The sequence below is a fragment of the Gottfriedia sp. ABJ_BB2_2 genome (assembly GCF_055484705.1).
In genome coordinates, this window is the sequence record NZ_JBVFKR010000003.1 from 181,903 (window position 1) to 207,064 (window position 25,162).

Here is a 25,162-nt window from a genome sequence, read left to right on the forward strand (position 1 = left end):
AGTAATATATGCATTTGCCTAAAGGTGGTGAATGGTTTAGATTTCTTATATACGAACTAATACTAAAATTAATCGAGTTAAGTAAATAAAGGTTTAAAAAGGTAGGGGATGAAACAGGTAGAGTCTGTGAGATTGATTTATTTTTAAATAGACATTTCTAGTTGAAAAATAAGAAAGTTATTACTGTATAATAAATTTAGGGAAGTTTATGTTTATTCTCTTTCTCCTTTATAATAGATACAAAAATGTGTAATATAGTAAGGGAATGTACGTTCGTTTCAAGGAGTTTTATGGAGGGATTTATATGAATAATTACATTGCAGTTCGAGAATCAAAACATGGTTATGTAAAAAAGGAAATAACCGATAATGTGGGATTTACCTTATTTAATCCAATTCTTGCAGATTCTTATAAGAAAAAATTCTCAAAAATAGTAAAAGGAATCTTAGAAGAATTCCCCAATCAAAGAAGTGTTATGCTTGACGAAGTTATTAATGAAAATATTGGGTTAGTAAAAAACAATGACAATCCCTTAGAAGGCCTTAAATTCTTATCCGCTTTGTCAGTTTTAAGAGACTTACTAGCACAGGGGTGGAGATTAAAATTAAGTTTGGATAATCTTGTAGAACTTGCACCCCCAAATCCCAAAAGCAATGACAGTAAAATTTATCTTAGACGACAACTTCAAGTTGAACGAAATGCACAACTCAAAATAGATAGTGTAGAAAAATTTATTAGAAGAATGGAAAATAAAAAACGGTTTAATGATAAAAAAATTAATATTTCCGTTCTTATAGGTGACAGTGAGTTGTTATCACAAGGTTTAAAAGTAATGGCGGATGAAAAGGATATAAATACAAGATTTGAATTATCCAAAGCAGTCATATCTCCATATTTACAGTTAGTAACAAATGAAAGGTGTGTCTTTACTGGATATAAATTAATGGATATATGGAGGTATTTTAGATATACGTGGTCTATACCTTATAAGTCTACACCAGGTAGAAATATGTTTTACTTAATTAGGGATGCTGCTCAGCCGTTTCACCCGATTATTGGTATAACAGCACTAGGGAATACAGTATTACATCTTACAAAAAGAGATAACTACATTGGATGGACTTTAGATAGTATAAAGCAAAACTTAAAAAAGAAGGTAAAGTTTGAAAATTTTGAAGTTATGCTTAAAGGTGAAATGGGATTAACAAGAGATGTAGAAAAAATTACTCCTTTGGAGACTGATTATGAGTACGAAATCAGAATAAAAGAAGAATGTAGAAAACTACTTACGAATGTTAAGCAATTTTTAAATGAAGCAATCAATGAAATTAATTTAGAAGGCCTTATTACACATGATGAAGTATATCGACTTAAAGATGAAACTATACATCGACTTGAAAATTTAGTTAAACAACTAAGGGAGAACCAATTTAATAATAAAAGGTCAACTGGAAGTATTGACTGGCAAGCAGAGTCACATTCTCCTCTTTTTAAAAAGAAAAGAGCTCAAGAGTTATCTAAACTACTTAGTTCAATGCAAATCATAAAACAAATAGAAGAAAATCACAGCGATCCAGAAGATATCATTAGAAAATTAATATCATATAAAGGTGGTAAAGTAATAAATATAGCCTTACAAGCAAATAGAAAAAAGAAGATTGGGTCTAATGTAATGGAAATTATTGTATGTGGCTCTATCCCACCATATAATGAATTATTAGGTGGAAAGTTAGTAAGTATGCTAGCTATGAGTCCGACCGTGGTAAACGATTATAACAAACGGTATGCAAGTCAAATAAGTGAAATCGCTTCTAGAATGAAGGGAGAAGTGGTTATTAGGGATTCACAGCTTGCATATTTAGGTACAACCTCTTTATATCATATGGGGAGTAGTCAATATAACAGAATTAAAGTTCCTGCAGAGAATGGCGAACTTGAATATAAAAAACTTGGAGAAACAGAAGGATTCGGTTCAGTTTTCTTCACGAACCAAACAAGTTCATTTATTAAAAAAATGCTTTACGAGATGGAAGGAGGTAGAAGAATAAACAACGTTTTTGGTGAAGGAACCTCTCCAAGGATGAGATTAATGAGAACCGGATTATCTAGTTTAGGAATTCCAGAGCAATTTACAAAACACCATACTAGAAGAATCGTATATGGTATTGAACTAGCTTCTAACTCCTTGGAATACTTGACCGGGAATGATAGCAATTTAAATTATTACTCACCCTTAAATGGTGACGAAAGTATTTATACAGTTGAGATGATAGATTATTGGAGGAAACGTTGGCTTTTAAAAAGAATTGATAATGTTGATTTAATAAGTAGGGTTTCTGTATTCAATAAAGAGTCTATCTTAGTTAGCAGTTATATATAATGAGAGGAGGCTATTTGTTTGAGCTTTAACATGGACTTTATATCAAAGATATATAACAACAGAAACAGTTATGCCGAAGTATTTGAAGAAGAAGATATTAAGAAAATACATGTGGAAACTGCTATTGAGCATGTTTTAAATGAATATATAACAAAAAAGAAGTTTATCCTACTTACTGGTAATCCAGGTGATGGAAAAACTCATTTGATTAGATCATTAAAAGGTTTACTAGATGAGAATGGTGCCTTTATCGAACTTGATATAAATGAAGTCGAAGATTATGAAGAATTTCTTGATAATTTAAATCAGGCAATTGAAAATGATAGACCATGCATTATAGCTGTTAATGAATATCCACTTATCTCTATGCTAGAACAATTAAAAGAACAATTTCCATATTATAAAAAAATTCTTGAACTTAAAGATAATTCAATTATTTATAATAACGATGTTAATTCAGATATTGGGAGTTCAAAAGTAGTAATTATAGACCTGAATAGTAGAAATCTGCTAAAAAAAGAGATTTTGACTGCTTCGTTAAATAGAATAATTAAAATCAGTAATGTATGTGATGGCTGTAAGGTAAATAATAAATGTGACACTCCGTATAACCTTGATGCACTAAGTAACACTATTGTACAAGAGAGATTAATAAAGATTGTTAGTATGCTGGGCAATACAGGGACACATGTAGTAATGAGAGACATATTAGGTTTCTTTTCATTTATCATCACTTCGGGTCTAATTTGTGAAAAGAGAAAGGAAGAAGAATACAAATATTATAATCTAATGTTTAATGGGGAAAATGAACTATTTGAAAACTTAAAACAATTTGATCCCTATCATTTTTCCCACCCGGAAATTGATGAAGTACTGTGGAATGGTGCATTAATAGATGACTGGTTATTTGACGCACCCTCAAAAAAACCTATTGATGCTGAAACCGAAGAAGAAGCAAATGAAATTTTTATTTCAATTAAGAGAAAGTTTTTCTTTGAAAATAAAAGAGGCAGCGAATTACTGAATTTAATTCCAGAAGAATATAACGCATTTTTTGACTTATTAAGACATGCAAGTGATAGAGAATTAGATATGATAAAACAAATTGTGTTAGCCATAAACAAATTTTTTAATTCTGATGAAATTGAAGATGAAAAGCTAAAAGTTTGGATAACACATAAGTTTGAACTGAGGAATCATCCCAAGGTTGCAATTTCAAATAAGAGTTTCTCATTAAATGATATTATTCTTTTAGTCCCTAGTCTTCCTAATCATCTTAATGCAATAGAGTATACACCAGACCATTTTCTTTTTAGTGTATATGGACCTAGAGGACAAAAAGAATCAGTAGATTTGAAAATAGATCTAAAATTTTATAGGATGCTCTTTAATATAAGTGAAGGGTATCCCCCTCAAATTGTACCTGACAATTACAAATTCAAATTATATCGTTTTATGAATGAACTTGCGTCATTCCAAAGTAGAATACGATCAAATGAATTTATTATTAGGGATATGAGTAACAGTTATTCATATAAATTATCTATTAGAGATAATAAATATCAACCAAAACGTGGGTGAAGATAATGTCAAACAACAGACTTAAAAGATATAGTAAGGAAGTCCTTGAACTTATCGGGTATGAACCAGTTTCTAATCAAATTAAGCCAGTCCATATTGCAAATGGACTTTTTCGCCATGTTATTGGAGAAGAATATAATATTAAATCTTTAAATGAATGGTCTAAGAGATTTAGTCAAGGTAAAGAAGTTAATACTGCAGAAAAAATAAAGAGTGAATACAAAGATGTTTTAGAACAGGATGTTACTTTTGAAGAATTAAATGAGCTTAGGTATTTTATTGAATTAATTTTTAATGCTGACAATGCTGCTACTCCAAGCTTAAACTTTTCTACTTTAACGATTGCCTCTAAAACACAAGTTACTAAAGCGGTTCAAAATGAATTCGGAATCCCAAAATTTTTATACAAGATATTGTGTGCCAAGATAGATGGGGAAGTTTCACCTTGTTTAAGTATAATAAAGGAGCACCTCAATAATGAGGATGATGAGATTAGTAGACTAGCGCAACCACTAGTTAGTATAGATAGTTCATTAAGTAAAGAGGTTAGCTTTGAAGAGGGTGAAATTAATCTATCTGGAATTGAGCTTAGGTTAAGAAAAGCGTACGATAACATTGCACAGAATGAAAAAGGAAATGGTAATAAATTAATATTCTTAGAAAGAATAGTTTTATTTTCATGCTTTGCAATAATCATTCATTTATCTTCAAGGGTGCTTGATATTTCAGAGAAGTACAATGGAGAAGATAGAATACCTTTACTATTTGATGCAGATGGAAAGCTCGAAACTATAAAGTTTGCTAGCCAGGAAACTCTTTTGCTTTCAAGACTAGGGATAGAGGAATATTTTGAGAAATCATTAGAACATATTCTTAAAAAAGATCAATACAATGAATTATCATTGGAAGTAATGTTAGAAAGAATTGAAGAGACATCATTAACTGTTAGTAATAAAAAGAAAAATACCACATCAGAAGATGAAAAAAGAGATGACTATAAGAAACTATTCTTAGGTTTCTATGAGCAAAGTCAAAATGCTTTTGATTCATTCATAAAAGCAACTAGGTTTTTAATCTTTTCTGATGTTTACTCAACTGATCCATCTGTATTTATTTCTGCACTCGGAGGTAAAATTGGTTTACTTGCGCCTAGAACGGGAGGAAGAGGTAGAAAGAGATTTTCGCCAGACCCGATAATATTAGAAATCATAATACTTAGTCTAATAAGGAAGGGAGAAAAGATTCAGCTTTCTGAGTTCGGAAAGAGGCTATGGAAGTATTACGGCATTATTATTGGATCTAATCCAGATGAGGATTTAAAACAACTGGATCGTTGGAATCTAAGCCAGAGCATTCCTGGAGATTTGGCAGGCGGTCTGACGATAAATGCTGAAAAAATAGCTGAAATGTATATATCCATGGGGTACGCTAGAAGGTATGCAGATGGTGTAACAATGCTGAGTATTTAGGAGGAGTATAATGTGTCAGTAAAAAAAATAATTGCTGAACTGCTTGCGAGTTCAGTTGTAAATAAAATTAAAGATGATGCACATGGAATTATACTAATGGACTTACCTGGATACAGTTATAATACATTTTTAGACACCTTACTTTCAAAGGTAAATGAAAATGAATTATTGATTCCTTATATCTTTTTCGTTGGATTTACTCAAGATGAGCAAATAGAACTGAAAGAAAGAATTGGAAATGATTCAGAATTGAAAATTTACTATACGGTAGAAAGTGCAGAAAAATTTAGACATGATAAAGATGTTCTTTCTACCAGAATTGTTATAGTTAAAAGGCATGTTCCAAAACTATCTTCATTATTATGGTTTGAAAAGATAGAGGTTAAGGATCTTTATAATTCGTTATGTGAATTAGCTCAAGAGGAATTTAAGGTAATAAATAATAATATCGTAAGGCTTTGGAAAGCCTTTAAACATAATAGTATAAGAAATATTATATCGTTAGAAAGATTAGTGGATTACTATCAATTTTTAATTCAATTAAGTGAAGATATTCCTAAGCAGTCAGTTTACCAATTCTTTAGATTAGGCTTACTTATTGATGAATCACTATTTGAAAGCACTAATTTAGAAAGTATTAGAAACAAACTTATTGAAAACTATAGGTCCGTTCAACGTCTTCGCCAATTAGACAAAGGGGATCAAAGGGCTCTCCAATCAAGTGAAATTACAGGTGGAACAAAAATTAGAGCCAATATACTTTCATTTTATAAGACACGTTCTAATGATAGCTTAAAAGATTTAACGCTAAAAGAAGTATTAAATATATTAACTAAAGTAAACAAACAGAAAAAAATTAAGAAAAAAGACGAAACAATTGAAGAAGAGAAAGTAGATACAAAAAGGGAGCCTAAAACAATAACTCCATCAAATCCTGATTCTGTTGGTGTTGACCTAATTATTGAACACGATGAAGAACAAATTAAGGAAATATTAATACAAATAGAGGAACAGTTTGAAGGCTGGGAAAAAGGAAAGAAAGAAACTATTTCAATTGAAAGTGAAGAAGGGATTAAATCAAAAGTAGAATTTATTCCAGAGGTTTTTAACCTTATAGATGCATTCGTTGGTGAGAGTTCCTTTGGAGGTATCATTAGAACAGAAGAAAAAACCCCTACAGATGTATTAAATTCAATAAATAAAAATCAGATATATCAATTCAATGAAGATTATATAGAAAAAATAAGAGAAAAGCTAAATCTATTAACTGAGGAGTTTAGCGAAGAAGCTAGTGAGGTTTTAGATATATTTGATTTATTTATACAGAAAAGAAGGTCTATATGTGACTACGCATATAGATTATCGGATTCACCTATATTAAAGATAGTAGAGTCCGATGTTATCTATAATGAACTAGTAGACTATATTGATACCTATACACAATTTATGAAAATATTACGTAGTAACTTCAACAAGTTCTCGTTATATAGTGCGTCTGGGACAAAAGAACTAGTTGCAACTGTTAATACACTAGATATGGTGTATGTATTGGGAAGAGAAAAATATCATTCAATTTTGTCTCCTTTAAACCCGTTATATTTGTGGAAATATGTTGAACTGACTAGAAGGCTTAGAGAAACCTCTTCTAATTTGAGTGAATTAGATAAAGAGTTTTTAATTAGAGCTTCTGATGATATACCAAACCCTTTAATTACAGTATTCATAAGTAGCATGATATCTAATTCAAAAGACGAAGTCATTGCTGAGGTTGGTAAAATAGGTAGACTACCTATTTATTCTAGCGAACAACAGGTTAACCAAATTTCTGATGGATTAGATGCAATAAGAAAATCATTAGATAAGTTCATTAATCTATATCCACATAGTAAAAACGGATTGAGAATTGCGTATATTAATCCGCCAGACTCCAAAAGTGTTCTTGAATTAGTAAAAGACAAAATAAATAATAAGATCCTAAGAGGAATCCATATTGATTTATTTAAAACAAAAGAAACGTCAAATCGTTGGTCAAACCTAGAAGATGTTGATGAAAGTTTACTAGCACTGTTTGGAGAAACAAATGAATTTACTTTAAAAATCCATTCAAAAACGTATGAGCTAGAGCAATTAGTAAACAAGTTTAAATCAAAGCAATATCATTCAATAGTACTTTTTGATCCAAGTAAAAGAACGGTAAGTGAAGTGAAAACTGAAAGCAGACTAAACCTAAGAATTCATCCATTATGCGTACCGAAAGTATTTCAATATGATCCTATGACGGATCGTTTAGAAATAATTCCTTCCTCAGAAGGGAATATTTTTTCTGATCACCATGAGTTAATAGCTAGGCTAAATGACAGGCCAAGAGGATGGCACAATACAGTGGTAGCAAACACTGATAGCATTAAGGGCACACTTGAAAAATTAATTGATTCTTCGGAATGGCTCGTCATTGCTGACCCTAATCTGAAAAACTTTGAAATTAGTACGATTGGATCAGAGAACTGTATATACTATCAGTCTGGCACTTATCGAGAAGTTGGAGTTTATTCGAAGAACTGGTCTAAGCTTACAAGTGGGATTGATAGAATAATTAGAGAAATTGGAAACTATGACCCTAAACCTAATTGTTTGGAAATGGTATTAAAAGAAATACAATCACTGAATGAAAAAGGTATATTAAATATTGCTTCCTTATCTACAAACCAAACATTTAATCAAAATCATAGTAAAGGTGCTATTGGAACTGCAATTGCATCCTTTTGGTATAAACAAACAAATCAAGAAAGTATCTTAGTAAGCCTTGATACTGATCTGGCAAGACGATGGTTAAGTGAGAGAGAAGACAACACAATTTCAGATCTTATAGGTATTAAGAAGATAAATGACTTTCAGGCAGAAATTGAAATCATTGAGGTAAAAACTTACAAAGCGTATACAGTTGAAAAAGTAATACTTGAAGATGGTACTGAGATAAACGAAATTAAAGGTGAAGCTATAGAACAATTAAACTCTGTCTATAGAATTATCTATGAAATATTTTTCGAGCCTGATAAGATAACCAGTGTTTCAAGAAGAGAATTATTGAGATATCAAGTATTTAAGATTCTACATGGCTTAGGATTGGGTAAGTCAAAAAAGAAGATGTGGACAAACTATATTAATGATCTATTTGCAGGTAATGTTGAAATTAATATAAAATTAGCCTTGTATCACATATGTTTCAATGTTCATGGAAAAACAAATCAAGACGGTATAAAATGTGTTGCTGAAAATGACATAGTATTATATGAAATAAAAGATGATATTATCGAGAACATATTAACAAACTGCAAAATTAATAAGAATATTGAAACAGGAAATAAAGATATTGATGATGATTTTGAAAAACACGTTTCGTGGCCTATATTAGAGAAAAAAACCTCAGAAATAAGTCGTGGAGAAATCCAGGTAAAAACATTAGAAAACGCTAAACGATTATATATGGGGAAGATTGATAATCAAGAAGAAAAAAACACTTCAGATGTAGACGAAAAAAAGGCCTTCGATTTAACGAAATTGGTTGATCTTGAGAATGATAATAAAGTAATGGATGATAATGATTCTATTGATAATGAGTTAAAAGAATTCATTGTATCAAAGGCTGTTTCAATCAAAAGAGCAATGAAGGATTTTTCGATAGATGTTCAGGAAGTTGATCCGTTAAAAGCTTTAATAGCATCTAGATTCGTTCGCTTCAGAGTAAGGCTTCGCCCCGGAGAAACACTCCAAAAAATCATTAGAGTCCGATCTGATATAGCTAGGGAAATAGAAGCAACAAGTGAGATATTAATTGACAACGAACGTGGTACGAATTTTATCTATATTGATGTTCCAAGAGAAAAGACTGATACAGTAAACCTACTGGGCTTTTTAGATGCTATTCCTAAATCTGATATTGGAAATTTAAACGTAATTTTGGGACAGGAGCCAAGTGGTGGGATAAAGATTCTAAACATAGCAAAAGCACCCCATCTTCTTACTGCAGGCTCGACAGGTTCTGGAAAGACAATATTCTTGTATAGTATAATTGTAAGTCTTATTTCTCAATATAATGAAAATGAATTGGAATTAGTAATAGTGGATCCAAAGCAAACCGACTTTATATTCTTTGATGAACTTCCACATTTAAGAAATAATGAAGTAATAATAGAAGCAGAAGATGCAGTTGCTATTCTAAACGACTTAGTTGAGAATGAACTACCTAGAAGAACCAATTTGCTAAGACAATCTAGGAATAGAGATATCTTTACCTTTAACGAAAGCAATCCAGATTGCCGTCTAAAACCTATTTTGGTCATAATTGATGAATATGCGGATTTAGTTTCAGTTGCTGATTTAGAAGGTAATAAAGCAGAATTCGAAAGAAATATGATTAGACTTGCCCAAAGATCTAGAAACGTAGGTATCCATCTTGTGATTGCAACCCAAAGGCCAAGTGCTGATATCGTTACATCTCGTCTTAAAGCTAATGTACCTACGAGAATATCATTTAGTTTACCAGCAAACCAGGACTCTAGAACAATATTGGATGCATCTGGAGCTGAGGATTTACTTGGCAAAGGTGATATGCTTTATTCAGTAAACGGTGAACTAAGAAGGTTACAAGGATTATTTATTAGTGAAGGAGAGTTGCAGGACTTCCTAACTAATAAATTTAAAATTTAAAATTTAAACCGAGCCTCTAGGGATTCTTACCTGAGGCTTTTAATATGCTGTTTTTTAAGTATACTTATAAAGAAAGATAAATATTTATTAGGAGCATTTATTATGTTTAATTTAATTGAAACAGTTGAAGGTATTTTTATAAAAGAAAGTAAAAATAGATTTCTATGCGAAGTATTGATAAATGGGATAAAAGAAGAATGTTACGTTCCAAGCTCCTCTAGAATGGAAAACTATATAAATTTAATAAATAAAAAAGTAATTTTAACCAAGAATACAGGCAATAAAATTAGAACCAAATATTCACTATTTGCAGTAAAATATTATAACAAGTATATTCTATTAAACCTTAATAAAGTGAATGATATACTTAGTTATTATATAACAGAAAATATATTACAGGATTCTATTGTTTACTCAATAAAAAAAGAAGCAATTATTAATGGATATAAATCTGATTTAGTAATAAAGGAGTTTTCAAATAATGGTGACAAAATTATTGAAGCCAAGGCGATTATTGATATAAGAAAAGAGACTCAATTTCCTAAAGTTCATTCTGAAAGGGCCATAACTCAGTTAACTCATATAAAAAATCTTTTGGATAGTGGATATAAAGTTGATTATTACTTTGTTTCATTAAGCCCAATCGTTCGAAGAATTACTATTGACAGGACAGCTTCAGAATATTATAGATTACTTAATGAATGTTTAAACAAAGGTCTTGAGATGAAAGGGATATCAGTTAACCTAGATGGGAAACAAGTTGTGAGCTTTAGAAAATTACAAATAGTTATATAGTTATATATTTTAATATATTATAAATTTAGGAATATTGCGTTATTTAATGAAAATAAAAATTGTAATTATATCATAATATAAATAATTTTAGAGGCATTTTTTTATTTATTACTAGGAGTAAATGCTAGATTACCAAATTAAAAAATGTACTAGACGGAATAAAATAATATTAATTGGAGGTTATACATGGAATACGCAATTAATTCTATAAATGGTAAAAAAGTCATAGCCTCTGATCTAACTATTACAAGAGGACCCTATTATGTGTGTCCGATATGTAGATCTCCTGTTTTTCTTAGAAGAGGTAGCGGAAAGGTTCCGCATTTTGCACATAATTCTAAGCAAGCAAAATTAGACTGTGAGCTTTATATATCCTTAGGAGTTGAGGCGCACTCACAAAACTATCAAAAAGAGCGTGAAGCACCATATCGTACATTAGGGTTATATATAAGACTAGCAAATGAACATAGTCTGACGTTTAAATGGTCATTAGAAATAAGTATTCCTGAGCCTGATGTAAATATCGGAACAGTCCGTTTACCATTTGCTTTAGGAGGTCAGAGAAATATTCCAGCATCAACAATAAAAAGTGGAGGACTACGCGTACCGATATCTCCAAGAGTAGGTCCTTTTTCTTTAGTTTTGGATAATATTCCTGAAGGAAGATGGAGAAATCGAATTAGCCAGCCTATTCTTGGTCTCAGTACAATAAATTTAAATGTTTTTCGATATTCGCCTTTTGGTGGGAAGCTTTTAAACGATGAGGGTTCATTGTATTGGGGGAGATCATACGTATTACTATGGACGATAAATTCTAAACCTAAATGGTTTCCATCGAAGAATGTGGTTCATACTGTACCTTTAAAGGACTATATGGCCTGGGAAGGAGTATATTTACGTTTACCTGAAAAATACAATCAACAGGTTGAAAAGTGGGTATCTGAGAATACAGGGCGCTCGGTTTTACAACCTCCAGCAGAGGTTGAATTAATTAATCCCTTTCCTGAATATAGACTTCCGGATGGCAGTTATGTTATCCAAAACGACAATACGGTTACTTTAGGAATTATTGGAAAGGGTGGAGCAAGTAAATGGAAGGTGGTCAATTGCTATAATGCAAAAACTGGAGTAACTAAGAAGCTTAAAGGAGATGGTAGAGTTCCTACAGTGGTTCAACTTCATCTGGATGCTGGAAGAAATGATATTTGGCTTGATGATCATATAGAAGGAAATCAGCAAATTATAGTTGATGTAAATGCCTCTTACCCCTTAAATATTTCAGGTGTTAAATTGTTTGCGATTGATAATAAGAGTTTAGAGGAATACGAAGTATTTTTGTACAATAATGAGGCAATAGAATTGGTAAAAAGAGCTTATGAAGGTAATGTTACATTTACTAAGGTTTATATTCCAGCATATGTAAAAATTCGCCTTAATTGGCTAGATGCTAATAATGAAGAACAATCTCTTTATATGGCAACAATTGAGGTACAAGAAAATAAGGAACCAACAGATTTTGAAGAAAAAATGCTTGAGTTATTAAATAGCCTAAGTAACCTTAATAAAGGTTATTTTTCAATTGATGCGGGTGTGTTCGGGAGATTAAAAGTTGAACCAACTAAAAAACAGAGTGATTCATCTAATCTTATTTTAGATTTAGGGGATAAATGGAGAGAACGTGCATACAATCTTTTAAATTTATCCAGTTCTAGGACTAATGCACGATATACTATAATTTACAAAAAAATTGAGCTTTCTATATTCTCTGAAATTGATCAAAAAATATTAAGAAAGATAATTTCTCGAAGGAAGTGGCCAGTAGATCTTGCTCCATATTGCTGGAATCTCCTTAATGAAGTTCAAAAGGTAATAAGTATTAATAGAGTGAGGTATGGGGGAAATTAAATGACCAATAAATATACACAAGATGCAAAAGAAAGAATAATAAATGCTGATATTAATGATTTTATGGAGGTTATACATGCATTAGATAAAGGTAGGTTGGAGGTTATCCTCAAGCATTTACCAAAGTTAAACGGCTTTAGATCAGGAAAGGGTACAGATATTCGACTAAATTTGTATTTTAAACGTTCTTCATCCTGGAATGATAAAGACTGGAGTTTATTACAAAATATTTGGCTTGCTTATACGGAATATCAATCTGCTCTTTATAATATCTTTGATATTCAAAATAAAAAGATGCTAGAAAAAGTTATAGACGAATTACTCAGTTCATCGGAAAAGCGACAAGAAGTGATAGAGAAATCTATAAGTCAAAGACACATAGGAAATATCACCCAAAAAAGCCTTACGAATTGGATACTGTTCAGCCCATTTCCTAAGGATGAGGCAGTAGACAAGCTATTAACGTTCGTTCCAAAGGAAAATCCTAGTGAATTAAAGTCTAAAATAAGTTCCTTAGAGGCTCAAATTTACACTATTAAAAAGGAATCAGTTCAGGTTAGTCAACTGCATTCAACAAATAAACTTATTAATAATTTAAATTTGGCCTTAATGGACAATTCAAAGGAGTTAAACAAAACCAAGAAGGAATTAGAACAAATAGTATCAATGATAAATGAAATAGAGAAAATTAAGAGTCAGGATATTGTTGACATAAAAGCTCAAAATGAGTTAAATCAATCCCTGCAGACTGGATATACAGAATTTAAAACATTAGTTAAGGATTTGCGAAATGAGATTAATTTAATTAATAACAGTGTTAATAAACTAGATTTAAATCAGGAAAAGCAAAATTTTTGCATCAATAATTTAATTGCTGATAATGAAAACTTAAATACTAGTGTTGAGATGCTGATGAAGGAAATTGATGATCTGAAAAGTGTGGAAATTAAAACTGAAAAAGATTTTGATAATATTACTAAGGATCAAAATTATAATGAAACAAAAGTCGGTTTTCCAAACAACATAAAACATACTGACATAGTCAATTTAAATTCTTTAAAAGAATCTGTTAAACATTTGGAAATTAATCTAAACCTTTTGGGGATTAAATTACCTCATGCACGACGTTTATCGAGAGAGATTATGGCTGGACTAGTTTCCGGACAAATGGTATCTTTTCAGGGCTCCTTAGCATCAATGGTTGCCGAGAGATGCGCCTCCTGTCTAACTGGTGATTCATATAGAATTATAAAAATTCCATATGGCTGTATTGATTCTTCTATTGATGCAGTAATTGAAAGAATAATAGAAGAATATGAAGCTGCGAATTCTCCTACAGCAGTTATTCTTGAAGGTATTAATCGTTCTGCATTTGATATTTATGGTCTAAGTATTTCTCAGTTTATTATTGATAGAATATTTCAGGTTCGTCCTAACTATAAGTCCTTATTACTTTTTAGTACAATTTCAGAAGGACCATCAATGCTACCTATGGGATCTAATCTTCTTGAACTAGGTCCATTACTTAACATAGATTCAATTAAGTGGATGGACAAACCATCTACAAGTGGTCCTATTGGTTTTGTTGAAAAAGATATATTCAATAGGGAAGTTCCTTCTTCACTTCATGAATATAACTGGGATGAATCAATAATACCTAATTGGCTTTACACCTTAGGTGGTCCGCTTTGGCGTAGATCCTTAATTGTTGCTGACTCTTATGGAAGTGAAATGGCATCAACATTTGACAATCCATTTGAGTTTTCAATATTTGGATGGATAATTCCAATGGTTGTACATCTTGATAGTAGTAAGCTTGTAGATTTTACTGAATTTGTAGAAAACGATGATCGTTTCAGATTTCTTCTAACAAAGTATTCACCTGAGTTGGTTGGTGGTTTTGAACATGCGGTTTATTGATAAACAAGATGAACTACTTAGGCACCTGATAATTGCTTTAAGGCTTCCTATATTTCAATCTGAACTAGTTCAGCAGAATGCTATTATTTCAGAATTTCTAAGAGACTGTATCCAAAAATTAACTAATAACGAATTCAGTGATAATCCAGGCAGTGAAATTAAAGCAGTGCATATAAGAAAAATTATGTATGTATTACGTCAACAACTTGATGCAGTATGGCCTGTAAATGCTTCTATTAAAGATAATTTATTGACGGATGACCATCCATTAGGAACTGAAAATATAAAGCGAATGCTTGATAATTTACAACAGCTGGGTGATATTCTTCATGTTGGGAATGGATATTGGGTTCCTACTCCGATACGTTTAATTCAACTTCCTAATAAAGAAGATATTGCATTTATAGGTGGTTGTTCTACAACAAATGCCTTTAATATTACTGGGTCTATTTTGCAAGAAGGTTTAGGAAGAGTGATTAAAAAGGGTACGATTTTAAAAAGTGCTATAGAGGATAAAGCATTATGGCAGCCCTATTCACAGTGGGTTGGTTGGGTTCCTAAGGACTTATCTGATTGGACTAAGTCTCAGTTAGAGAATGCAATTAAGGAAGGTGCTAATTCCATGTCCTCCTATGAGGATTATGAAGTCTTTACTTCCTTTACTTCAAATCGAAATTTTAGATCACCTTGGATTAGAGTTGTTGAGGTTTGTGGCGACTTACCAAACAAAGCAGTACTTTTATGTAGAACAAGAGATAAACGAGTTTTATACTTTCTTGGTGTATTCCAGAATGGGCAAATTATTAAGGAACTTCCAATAAAAGATAAAGAGATTCTTTCATGGTTAAGACTAGGTTTAAGGAATTTACATGGAAGAAAGCTTACTGGGCGTTGGACTGATGGGAAATTGAAAATATATCCCCAACTACCTCTATCACTTGAGAGAATTATACTATTGTATTCGTACAAAATTAAGTCATCTGAAGAAACAGCTTATTATGTATTAGATGAGAATAGAAAGATAGTTGAAGAGAATTTAAAGAATTATGGGTATGTATTTATTAAGAGGTGAAAAGGGGAGCTTTTAATGAATGAAAATGTATCATATGGAGTGTTCGCTTTAGCGGAAGAATTGCATGAAACACTAAAATCGTATCTAGAATCAGCGTATCATATTCGTGATAATAGCTTAATTGCAGAAAGGCTAAGGCTTTTAGAACAAGTTGGAAATATAGTACAAGACCCTTATGTTGAATCTACACCAAGCTATGAAGTCGGTAAATCCTTTAATGAGTTAGATATCCCTTATTCTGCAAAGGAAGCACTTAATGAGGTGTCGAAACTACAAGTAGGGGTTTATCCAAGGCCATATATGCACCAATCAGAGGCACTTGAAGTTTTTCTAGGAGAAAAAAATGACATTATAGTAGCAACTGGTACGGGCTCCGGTAAGACGGAAAGTTTCCTTATGCCCATTCTTGGTGCTTTGGCTAAGGAGGGGGTTGAGCAGCCCGAAACTGCTTCAATGCCAGGGTGTCGTGCAATTCTTCTCTATCCAATGAATGCATTAGTTAATGACCAGTTAGGTAGAATTAGAAAGCTATTTGGAGATGAAAGAGTTGCCAATATTCTAAAAAAAGGTAGGAATAGACCTGTTCGCTTTGGGTCCTACACTTCCAGAACTCCTTATCCAGGTGAGTCTAACGCTAGTAAAAATATGCTTCACTTAATGCCTATATTTGAAGACTTTTATCTAAAACATGCAGAAAATCAACAGGCTGTTGAGGAGCTAAAGGATAAGGGGAAATGGCCAAGTAAGGATTTAGTAGAGTTTTATGGAAAGGATAAAGAGGTTGAGGGCACATACAATAGTGGTAAAAGAAAAGGAAAAAAAAGAATTCAACGTAACTGGCAGGTTAGATTAAAGACACAGCCTGAGGATAGAGAAATGTTAACCAGACAAGAAATCCAGGCATATTGTCCAGATATACTTATTACAAATTATTCAATGCTTGAATATATGCTTATTCGCCCTATTGAACGTTCAATATTTCAGCAAACAAAGGATTGGCTAATGTCAAATCCAAAAAATCAGCTTATTTTAGTCCTTGATGAGGCACATATGTACAGGGGAACGGGTGGTGCAGAGGTTGCTTTGTTAATAAGAAGATTAACTGCTAGATTAGGCATTAAAAGAGAACAACTACGTTGTATACTAACAAGTGCAAGCTTAGGAGAGGGTATAGAGGCTGAAAACGCCGTGAAAAGCTTTGCACGTGAGCTTACTGGGCTCTCTGAAAATTCAACTTTAAAGCTAAAGCTTATAAAGGGAGTTAAAGAGTTTAGGCAAGGTGAAAGGCCAGGGAACTTGGCGGAAGCTAAGGCACTTTCTATACTAAACCTAGGAGAATTTCAAAAAGCTGGGGTAGATATAAATGCTGCAATGCATGCTGTGTCTTTAATTGCGCCTGAGCTTGGATGGAATCAGCCTAATAATAATTTAGCTGATTACCTATATGAGAAGCTTACAAACTGGGGGCCGGCAGAGCTATTGGTTAAAAATGTTAGTGGGAAGGCTATGAAGCTTAATGAGTTATCCTACACATTGTTTCCAGGAATATCAGAGCAATTAGCAAGATCTGCAACAGAATCCTTAATTGCACTTGGTTCTTATGCTCGTCGAATTTCAGATAATAAGATATTTTTACCAACTAGATTACATCTCTTTTATCGAGGTCTTCCAGGACTGTATGCTTGTACAAATCCTAAATGTACAGAAAGACGTGATAAAGAATCAGCGGCAATGCCCATTCTAGGAAGACTTTATACAGTACCACTTATGCATTGTAATTGTGATGCAAAGGCACGAGTATTTGAGCTATTGACCCACAGAGATTGTGGAACAGCAATTTTACGAGGATATACTCGAGGCCCTGAAGGAAGCTTTATTCTCCACGAGCGTACTAACTTTATTGGCACAGAAGAGGACGAGACTGATGAGCTTTATGAAATAGAGCTTCTAGTTGGACTTGAGCCACATGAAAATGCATTAAAAGATTGTATCGAATGCTGGTTGGATGTAACAACTGGAAAAATGTTTGATAAAAAGCCGAGTACAATGGATGGCTTTATTAAGGTGTTTAAGCCTGTAGGTCAAATAGGAGGGAATCACAGAAAATTCAAATCGTGCCCAGTCTGCCTAAAAAAATGGAGAGGACCTAGTAAAATAATGGATTTAGCAACAAAAGGAGAGGCTCCCTTTGCAAATCTTGTTAAATCGCAGCTTTTTCTTCAACCGCCTAGCAAATCTGAATCTTTAGAAACACCTAATGGAGGTAGAAAGGTTTTGCTTTTTTCAGATGGGAGACAAAAAGCTGCACGTCTGGCTCGGGATATCCCGAGAGAGGTTGAATGGGATTCCTTTAGGCAAGCATTAGCTTTAGCTGCATATAAATTAAAAGTGAATATGAAAAAGAAGCCAGTCATTAATTCATTATTATATCGGTCGTTTATATCGGTAGTATCGCAGTACAATCTTCAATTTTTCGATGGCGAGGATAGACTTGCTTTACTTCGTGCAGTTAATGAACTTAGAGAGGATTATGATAATTCTCTTGATGATGCACTTGAAAATGATTGGGATGTCAAGCCCACACCTAGCTACTACCGTGCATTATTACGTCAGCTATGCAGTAATCAATTCTCTCTTAAAGCTGCAACCGTTGGCTATGTAATGCCAAGCAATATAAAGGCTATTCAAACTGATATTAAAAGGATAAATGATACTATACCAGATTCTGATGTAGAAGCGATTACATTTAAATTCATTGAAGACGTTCTTTCTTTTTTTGCTTTTGAGACTACTCAATTGATATCCGAATCAGTAAGACGTGAAGCTGCTGGTTATCCTCAGGATAATTGGGGGGCGGTAGGTAAGTTTTCTGAAGAGATGCGAGGTTTATTAGAACAAATTTATAATTGTAATAAAAAACAAATTGATGATATTGAAGCTGTGTTTAGGGCAAGGCTTTGTCATAATGTAGGTGATCTATATGTTCTAAAGGGCAATGCTGTTGTACTAACAATAGATACAGATCAAAAATGGTACAACTGTCAGAAGTGCATTAATCTATCACCAGTCAATTTTTCAAATAAATGTATAAATTGTGGAAGTAATCAAATTGAGGAAATCGATCCTAATAATAATGAATACATCCGTTCGAGAAAAGGATTTCTTCGTCAATCAGTGGTTCAAACACTAGTTGGTGAAACGAGACCAAAACATATATCTGCAGAAGAGCATACTGCCCAGCTTTCTAACAAGGATAAGGGCGTCGTCTTTGCTACAACAGAGAAATATGAGCTGCGATTCCAGGATGCAAGTATAGATGATACGGATCAGGGGCCGATAGATGTGCTGAGTTGTACAACGACTATGGAAGTAGGAATAGATATTGGTTCCTTGGTGGCTGTTGGATTAAGGAATGTTCCCCCACAAAGAGAAAACTATCAGCAGAGAGCTGGTCGTGCTGGTCGACGTGGTTCATCAGTATCTACAGTAATTACGTATGCACAAGGTGGGCCGCACGATAGCCATTATTTTCATAACCCTCAGGAAATTGTAGCTGGTGCACCACGTATGCCACTTATCAAAACTGATAACGCTAAAATTGCAAAACGACATATACATTCATTTTTGTTTCAGACCTTCTTCCATGAAATGATAGATAACGGTCATATTTTAAGTACATCAAATAATCTTTTCTCGGTTTTAGGACCTGCTAGCGAATTTTTTAATTTTAGTAGTTCCTCTCCACTTAATCTAAAAGAATTTAAAGCATGGATATTTTCGAATGTTTTAAAGAGTAATTCCAGTAGATTAATGAACCAAATTGTACAGTGGCTTCCGGAGGGGGTATCTGATGAAAAAGTAAAATGGATTGGTCAAGTTTCAAAGGAATTAATAAAAAAATTACAAGATATAGCAGATGCTGGGCAGTATCCAAGAGCAGATTTAATAGAAATAGAGGAGGAAGAAGAAGAAAGTGATAATTCTGACACCTGGGCAGGAAGAGATGAACTCCTCGGTTTTTTATTTGATCAAGGAATACTTCCGAGTTACGCTTTCCCAACAAATCTGTGCAGTTTTGCTATTGAAAAAACTGAATATAAAAGAGGGGGCTTAAAAGTATCAGTAATCGAAAGACCACAGCAGTCAATTGACTCGGCCTTAAGTGAGTATGCTCCAGGCAGACAGATTGTGGTCGATAAGATAACATATAAATCCGGTGGAATTACTGCTAACTCTTCATTAGTAACAGATATTGATAGAGCAGCCCCTTTGTTTAGAGAAAATTTAAATCGTTATGTAACGTGTAGGCGTTGTAATTATGTTCAGGATAGAGAGCTAGATAAAGAAGAACTAGAGAAATGTCCAATTTGTGGGGAACGGGAATTAGATAAAGGAGATATGCTGATACCCGAGGTATTTCATCCCAATGAAGGGAAATCAGCTCAATCAGGAGATAGTAACCAGGAGTATACCTATGCAACTTCAGCTCAATTCCCTGTGCCTTTATCAGAGGACGATCTTACTGATTGGGTTTATCAAGGTGAAAATCTTTCCTTTACTCATGCTCGTGACAGACGTCTTGTAATGGTTAATAAAGGAAATGATGACAATAATGAGGGCTTTTTAGTTTGTACTAAATGTGGCTCCGCTTCCGTATTTGATCCCAATAACCCAAGAAAAGGTTTTCACAATCGACCTTACAGTGTAGAGACAAGACCGGGAATAAACGTTCCATCAAGATGTGATGGGGAATTTAAAAAAGTATACTTGGGGTATGAGTTTAGATCGGATTTACTCTTACTTCGATTAAATATTAAAGCGCCTTTAGTAAAAAATTTAAGCTCGAATACTTCAATTGCAGTTCTTAATGATACATTAAGAACTCTTTCTGAAGCAATTCTATTGGCTGCAAGTCAAGAGCTTGATATTGATCCTACTGAATTCCAGACTGGGTATAGGCTTGTTAACAATGATCCTAAGAAAATGTCCCTACGTGCAGACATATACTTATTTGATACATTGTCTGGGGGTGCCGGTTACGCAGAACAGGCAGGAGAGAATTTAAATACCATTCTTCAGCGCACACATAAAATATTAACTGAATGTCCAGCTAAATGTGATCGTTCCTGTACAGAGTGTCTACGTCATTATAAAAACCAGTATTTTCACACTCAACTAGACAGAAAGCTCGGAATTGAAATGTTAGAGTACATTTTAAATGGGAAAGTACCTGAATTTGACAATATCTCTAATCAAGTTCTCAAACTTAGTCCATTAATTCGATTACTACAGCTAGACGGCTATAAATGTGAGCCTAATGAAATTATTAATGGTATCTTATTTCCTTTTGTTGTAAAAGGAATAAATAATGAACTACCACTTGTTATGTCACCACCATTAATTGAGGAATTAGAAGCAAAAGAACTGCATCCGTTGGTTAAAGAGAATATAGAGCAGATATATATAGCTAACGAATATCTGATAAATCATAATCTTCCTCTTGTGTATAACAAAGTGAAGAATTATTTAAATTTCTAATATTAGTTACGCTCAAATTTATTAAAGGTAAGGGTTAGAAGATAAATGATTATAGTAAAATGGGTAGGTTTTATTCGACTACCCTTTTTTCTCATATTGAGTGTAATTTTTAACTAATATAGTTTCAAAAAAATTATTAAATTGAATTAGTCCCATTAAAAAAAATAATAAAACTAAATAAAGAGGACTGACTTAAATAATTGAAAAAACAAATCAAAGTAGTAGGAGCAGTAATCCGAAACAATCAAAACCAAATCCTATGCGCACTACGTTCACCAGAAATGAGCTTACCGAACCTTTGGGAATTCCCAGGAGGAAAAATCGAAAAAGACGAACAACCAGAAGAAACTCTAGTTCGCGAAATTAAAGAAGAATTAGGCTGCGAAATCTTAGTTGCTGATTTTGTGGAAGAAGTAGTTCACGAATATCCAGCAATTATCGTAAATCTTCTAACTTATGAAGCAAAGATTACTAATGGATCACCAGTCGTAAGTGAGCATGCAAAACTTGAGTGGAAAGAAGTATCAGAACTTCACGAACTCGAATGGGCTCCAGCCGACATACCAACAGTAGAAAAGTTAATGATGTAAAAAAGGCGTTCTCTATTAAGAGAACGCCTTTCGTTTTATTTAATCAAATCAATAAACAAATCTTGAGGTACAGCATCATGAAGTCTCCAATGAATATTCATCGGACTATTTCCTTTACTAGATACAAATCAATTTCACCTAAATAAGTAAATGGAAGCGTCAAGCCATGAATTTCGGTAAATTTTCGTACGAATAAGTGAATGTGAATAACTCTTTCTTTATGATGAATGTAATCTTGACCTCTTGTAGATTCGTGCGTTGTTTGGTTCTGACTTTGCCAATGGAAGTTCATTGGATCCATGAAGTAATTATGATATTTAAGGTGGTCATCAATTTTGTCATGCTTATTAAGATTAATGAATAAACAGTATTGATCTCCAACTCTAATTACATCTTATGCTATTTCCCTCTTTATTTATTTAAGTAATTACCATTTTGTGAATATTATTAATAAATAATACTTAATATTTCTTCATGTTTTCTACAAAATCATATAACATAATGATATAATTAGTGTAGAAAGTATGTTCGTGTTTTGTTTTGTAGAAAGGATGTAAAAAAATGCTTAAAGTAATTGAGTTGTTTGCAGGAGTAGGTGGATTTCGACTTGGTTTAGAAAAAACTAAGTTTTTTAATATAGTACTTGGTAATCAATGGGAGCCATCAAAAAAAGCTCAGGATGCATTTAATTGTTATGCTACTAATTTTAATACTGGAGTACATCTTAATCAGGATATAGCGACAATTGAAATTGAAAATATTCCAGAAGCTGAAGTGTTAGTTGGCGGATTTCCATGCCAAGATTACTCAGTAGCCCGTACATTAAGTGGTGAGCAAGGTATACAAGGTAAAAAAGGTGTATTATTTTGGGAAATTATGAGGTTAGTGAATCAATTAAATACAAAGCCTAAATATATATTATTAGAGAATGTTGATCGACTTTTAAAATCACCTTCTAAACAAAGAGGAAGAGATTTTGGAATTATGCTTAGTAGCTTAAGTAATGCTGGCTATGATGTTGAATGGCGAGTAATTAATGCTGCAGATTATGGTTTATCTCAAAGAAGAAGAAGAGTTTTTATTTTTGCATATAAGAGTAATAGTGAGTATGCAAATTCACTCATCGCTAAAACAAATGATGAAATTTTATTTGAAGATGGATTATTTGCGAATAAGTTCCCTGTTGAACCATGGTTAAATAATTTGACTAAAATTACAGAAGGTAATATTACTTCAGACATTCTTTGGACTTCTGATAATTTTAAAGCCCAATTTTATAATGCTGGTATAATGAGAAACGGAATGTTTTTATCACAAGAGGTTACACCAGTTATTGAAAGTCCAACTCCTTTAAGAAATATTTTAGTTAGCAATGTTGATGAAAAATATTACTTATCTGATGAAGCAATAGCGAAATTTGAATATCTAAAAGGACCGAAGAAAATAGAGCGTACATCAGCAACAGGTCATCAGTATATCTTCTCTGAAGGTGGAATGTCATTCCCTGAAGATTTAAATAAACCTGGTAGAACAATGCTAACTAGCGAAGGTACAACGAATCGTAGTACTCATGTTGTTGCAGATCTGGAAACAAATCGTTTGAGGTACTTAACACCTGTTGAATGTGAAAGATTGAATGGATTCCCTGATAATTGGACAAACACTGGGATGTCTGAGCGTATGAGATATTTCTGTATGGGTAATGCCCTTGTTGTCGATTTAGTAGAAAGAATGGGAGATAGAATTAAAGAGATTGAATTAGAATTTAATAAAGAGTTAAATAAAAAACAAGAAAATGTCTCAATATGAGCCATTTTCTTGTTTTTTTATTTGTTCGAGAATATATGAATTGTTTAACCAGAAGCACTTTTTTACGACGTTTTCTCCATATGGAGTTGGGTATGTGTCCAACGCATTTTTAGCATGTGGTCTAACATGAGCTACACGGCTTTCTGTTTGTTTTGGTAAATCATGAGCTTTACCATTTTGGATTTGAGCAACTGTTTTATTCCAAACATGCTCAACTTCTATTAAGTCTTCAGTTGGTATTGTCCAAAAGAATGCATTTGAAAATACATAATCATCCTGAGATTTTTTGAAAATAACAAACAAAAAGCGCGTATCAAGAAACATATTTTTTAATTCTGATTCATCCCAAGTTTCATTTACGATTTCAGTATATTTAAAAGTAGGGAATGACATGTGTTCTTTTATTTTCCCATTTTCTTCAATACGAATTGCTTTAATCTTAGTATTTGATTTAATGAATTCCTCTGATTTATTTAAATCCGTTAATTCTGAATTCAGCATTTTTGCAGCTACTAAAAATGTTTTGCCTTTACTAGTTTGATTTATATTAAATAAGTCACATAGATTTGATAGGCTTTTACCAAAGTAATTATAATAACTTTCAAGGATAAATTCATCAATTGATCTACCTTGTAAGTCTTGAGTAATTGGTGTATATGTTTGTTTGCGTTTTAATACATACTCATTTAAAACATAAGTCATATAGGACGATTTAAGTGAAAAAGCACGTTGTTTTGCTAGTTCATTTGAAAAAGGCTGTTCTCTAACACTTTCCTTATTTGCACCTTTTGTACAAGCACTTAAATAATAAGTGTCGGATTCAGAGAGTTCATGAGCTTTACCATCTTTAATTTTATTCACGATTGTATTCCAATCTGATTTAATAATTTCTAAATCTTTTTCTGGAAATTGGAATAATTGAGCATGAGTAATTTTATATTCTTCTCTGGAAACATGTTCATCAAATAAATAAAAAATCAATAAGATAAGTTTGTTTTTATTCCAAAAAGAACTATTTTCAAAGTCAAACTTATACTCATTCATATAATTAATAATGTTAAGGACTAATCTCTCTTTAGCTGAGTATGATTTGTTTTTATTTTGTTTGTATGGCGTTACTTTTAGTTCTACACCTGCTTCAGCAAAATCTGCCTCACTGTTAGAATTTGGTTCATAACCAAAATGATATTTTTCAACAATTGTACCAAGACCACCCTTATGGTCCTTATTAGTGCTAATATCTTTTGGCATTATTTCATAAAATGTTTTGTTTTCTAATATTTTAGCATGACGTTCAATATCAATAGGATCATTTACTTTGTAATCCATATAGACTCCTTAATAACAGTATTTTGCTTCTTGAAGATTTCATTAGTTTGAATTTGAAAAATTAGTA

12 protein-coding genes and 1 pseudogene are annotated in these 25,162 nt (G+C 32.6%); 11 read left to right on the forward strand and 2 right to left on the reverse strand.

The features are described 5' to 3' along the window. Positions 1–304: 304 nt before the first annotated feature. The 10 genes from ACX6U0_RS09610 (at position 305) to ACX6U0_RS09655 (ending at position 21,957) form a co-directional block, all read left to right on the forward strand. Positions 305–2,380 carry a Druantia anti-phage system protein DruA gene (locus tag ACX6U0_RS09610; protein ID WP_464959732.1) on the forward strand — a complete coding sequence of 692 codons (2,076 nt, stop codon included), beginning with the start codon at positions 305–307 and terminating at the stop codon, positions 2,378–2,380. 18 nt (positions 2,381–2,398) lie between these two features. Continuing rightward, positions 2,399–3,961 carry a hypothetical protein gene (locus tag ACX6U0_RS09615; RefSeq protein ID WP_464959733.1) on the forward strand — a complete coding sequence of 521 codons (1,563 nt, stop codon included), beginning with the start codon at positions 2,399–2,401 and terminating at the stop codon, positions 3,959–3,961. A gap of 5 nt (positions 3,962–3,966) precedes the next feature. Beyond that, the gene (locus tag ACX6U0_RS09620; protein WP_464959734.1) at positions 3,967–5,430 is read left to right on the forward strand and encodes a hypothetical protein; all 1,464 of its coding nucleotides are present in this window, start codon (positions 3,967–3,969) and stop codon (positions 5,428–5,430) included. Positions 5,431–5,442: 12 nt separating this feature from the next. After that, positions 5,443–10,137, forward strand: a complete 4,695-nt coding sequence (locus tag ACX6U0_RS09625; RefSeq protein ID WP_464959735.1) for an FtsK/SpoIIIE domain-containing protein — start codon at positions 5,443–5,445, stop codon at positions 10,135–10,137. A gap of 102 nt (positions 10,138–10,239) precedes the next feature. Beyond that, on the forward strand, positions 10,240–10,932 hold the full coding sequence (locus tag ACX6U0_RS09630; protein ID WP_464959736.1) for a DNA/RNA nuclease SfsA: 693 nt from the start codon (positions 10,240–10,242) through the stop codon (positions 10,930–10,932). A 186-nt stretch (positions 10,933–11,118) separates the two neighbouring features. Then, on the forward strand, positions 11,119–12,837 hold the full coding sequence (locus ACX6U0_RS09635; RefSeq protein ID WP_464959737.1) for a competence protein CoiA family protein: 1,719 nt from the start codon (positions 11,119–11,121) through the stop codon (positions 12,835–12,837). Then, a complete protein-coding gene (locus ACX6U0_RS09640) occupies positions 12,838–14,757 on the forward strand; it encodes a hypothetical protein (protein ID WP_464959738.1) in 1,920 nt (639 codons plus the stop codon). It begins immediately after the preceding gene. Then, positions 14,744–15,829 carry a hypothetical protein gene (locus tag ACX6U0_RS09645; protein WP_464959739.1) on the forward strand — a complete coding sequence of 362 codons (1,086 nt, stop codon included), beginning with the start codon at positions 14,744–14,746 and terminating at the stop codon, positions 15,827–15,829. Before ACX6U0_RS09640 ends, ACX6U0_RS09645 begins: the two co-directional genes overlap by 14 nt. Positions 15,830–15,844: 15 nt before the next feature. After that, positions 15,845–21,367: a DEAD/DEAH box helicase gene (locus ACX6U0_RS09650; RefSeq protein WP_464959740.1), complete on the forward strand. Its 5,523-nt coding sequence runs from the start codon at positions 15,845–15,847 to the stop codon at positions 21,365–21,367. 200 nt (positions 21,368–21,567) lie between these two features. Then, on the forward strand, positions 21,568–21,957 hold the full coding sequence (locus tag ACX6U0_RS09655) for a (deoxy)nucleoside triphosphate pyrophosphohydrolase (RefSeq protein WP_464959741.1): 390 nt from the start codon (positions 21,568–21,570) through the stop codon (positions 21,955–21,957). Positions 21,958–21,992: 35 nt separating this feature from the next. On the opposite strand, the pseudogene ACX6U0_RS09660 reads toward ACX6U0_RS09655, so the two are convergent. Then, positions 21,993–22,348, reverse strand: a pseudogene (locus ACX6U0_RS09660) (DUF3427 domain-containing protein); the annotation flags it as partial. Between the two features lie 170 nt (positions 22,349–22,518). Here ACX6U0_RS09660 and dcm point away from each other — a divergent pair. Beyond that, entirely contained in the window at positions 22,519–23,766 is a 1,248-nt protein-coding gene (gene dcm / locus ACX6U0_RS09665) for a DNA (cytosine-5-)-methyltransferase (protein WP_464959742.1), read from the forward strand. Here the strand turns inward: dcm and ACX6U0_RS09670 are convergent. Next, positions 23,758–25,095 (reverse strand): Sau3AI family type II restriction endonuclease, encoded by a 1,338-nt coding sequence (locus ACX6U0_RS09670; RefSeq protein ID WP_464959743.1) that lies wholly within the window; start codon positions 25,093–25,095, stop codon positions 23,758–23,760. The genes dcm and ACX6U0_RS09670 overlap by 9 nt on opposite strands. Positions 25,096–25,162 lie beyond the last annotated feature (67 nt).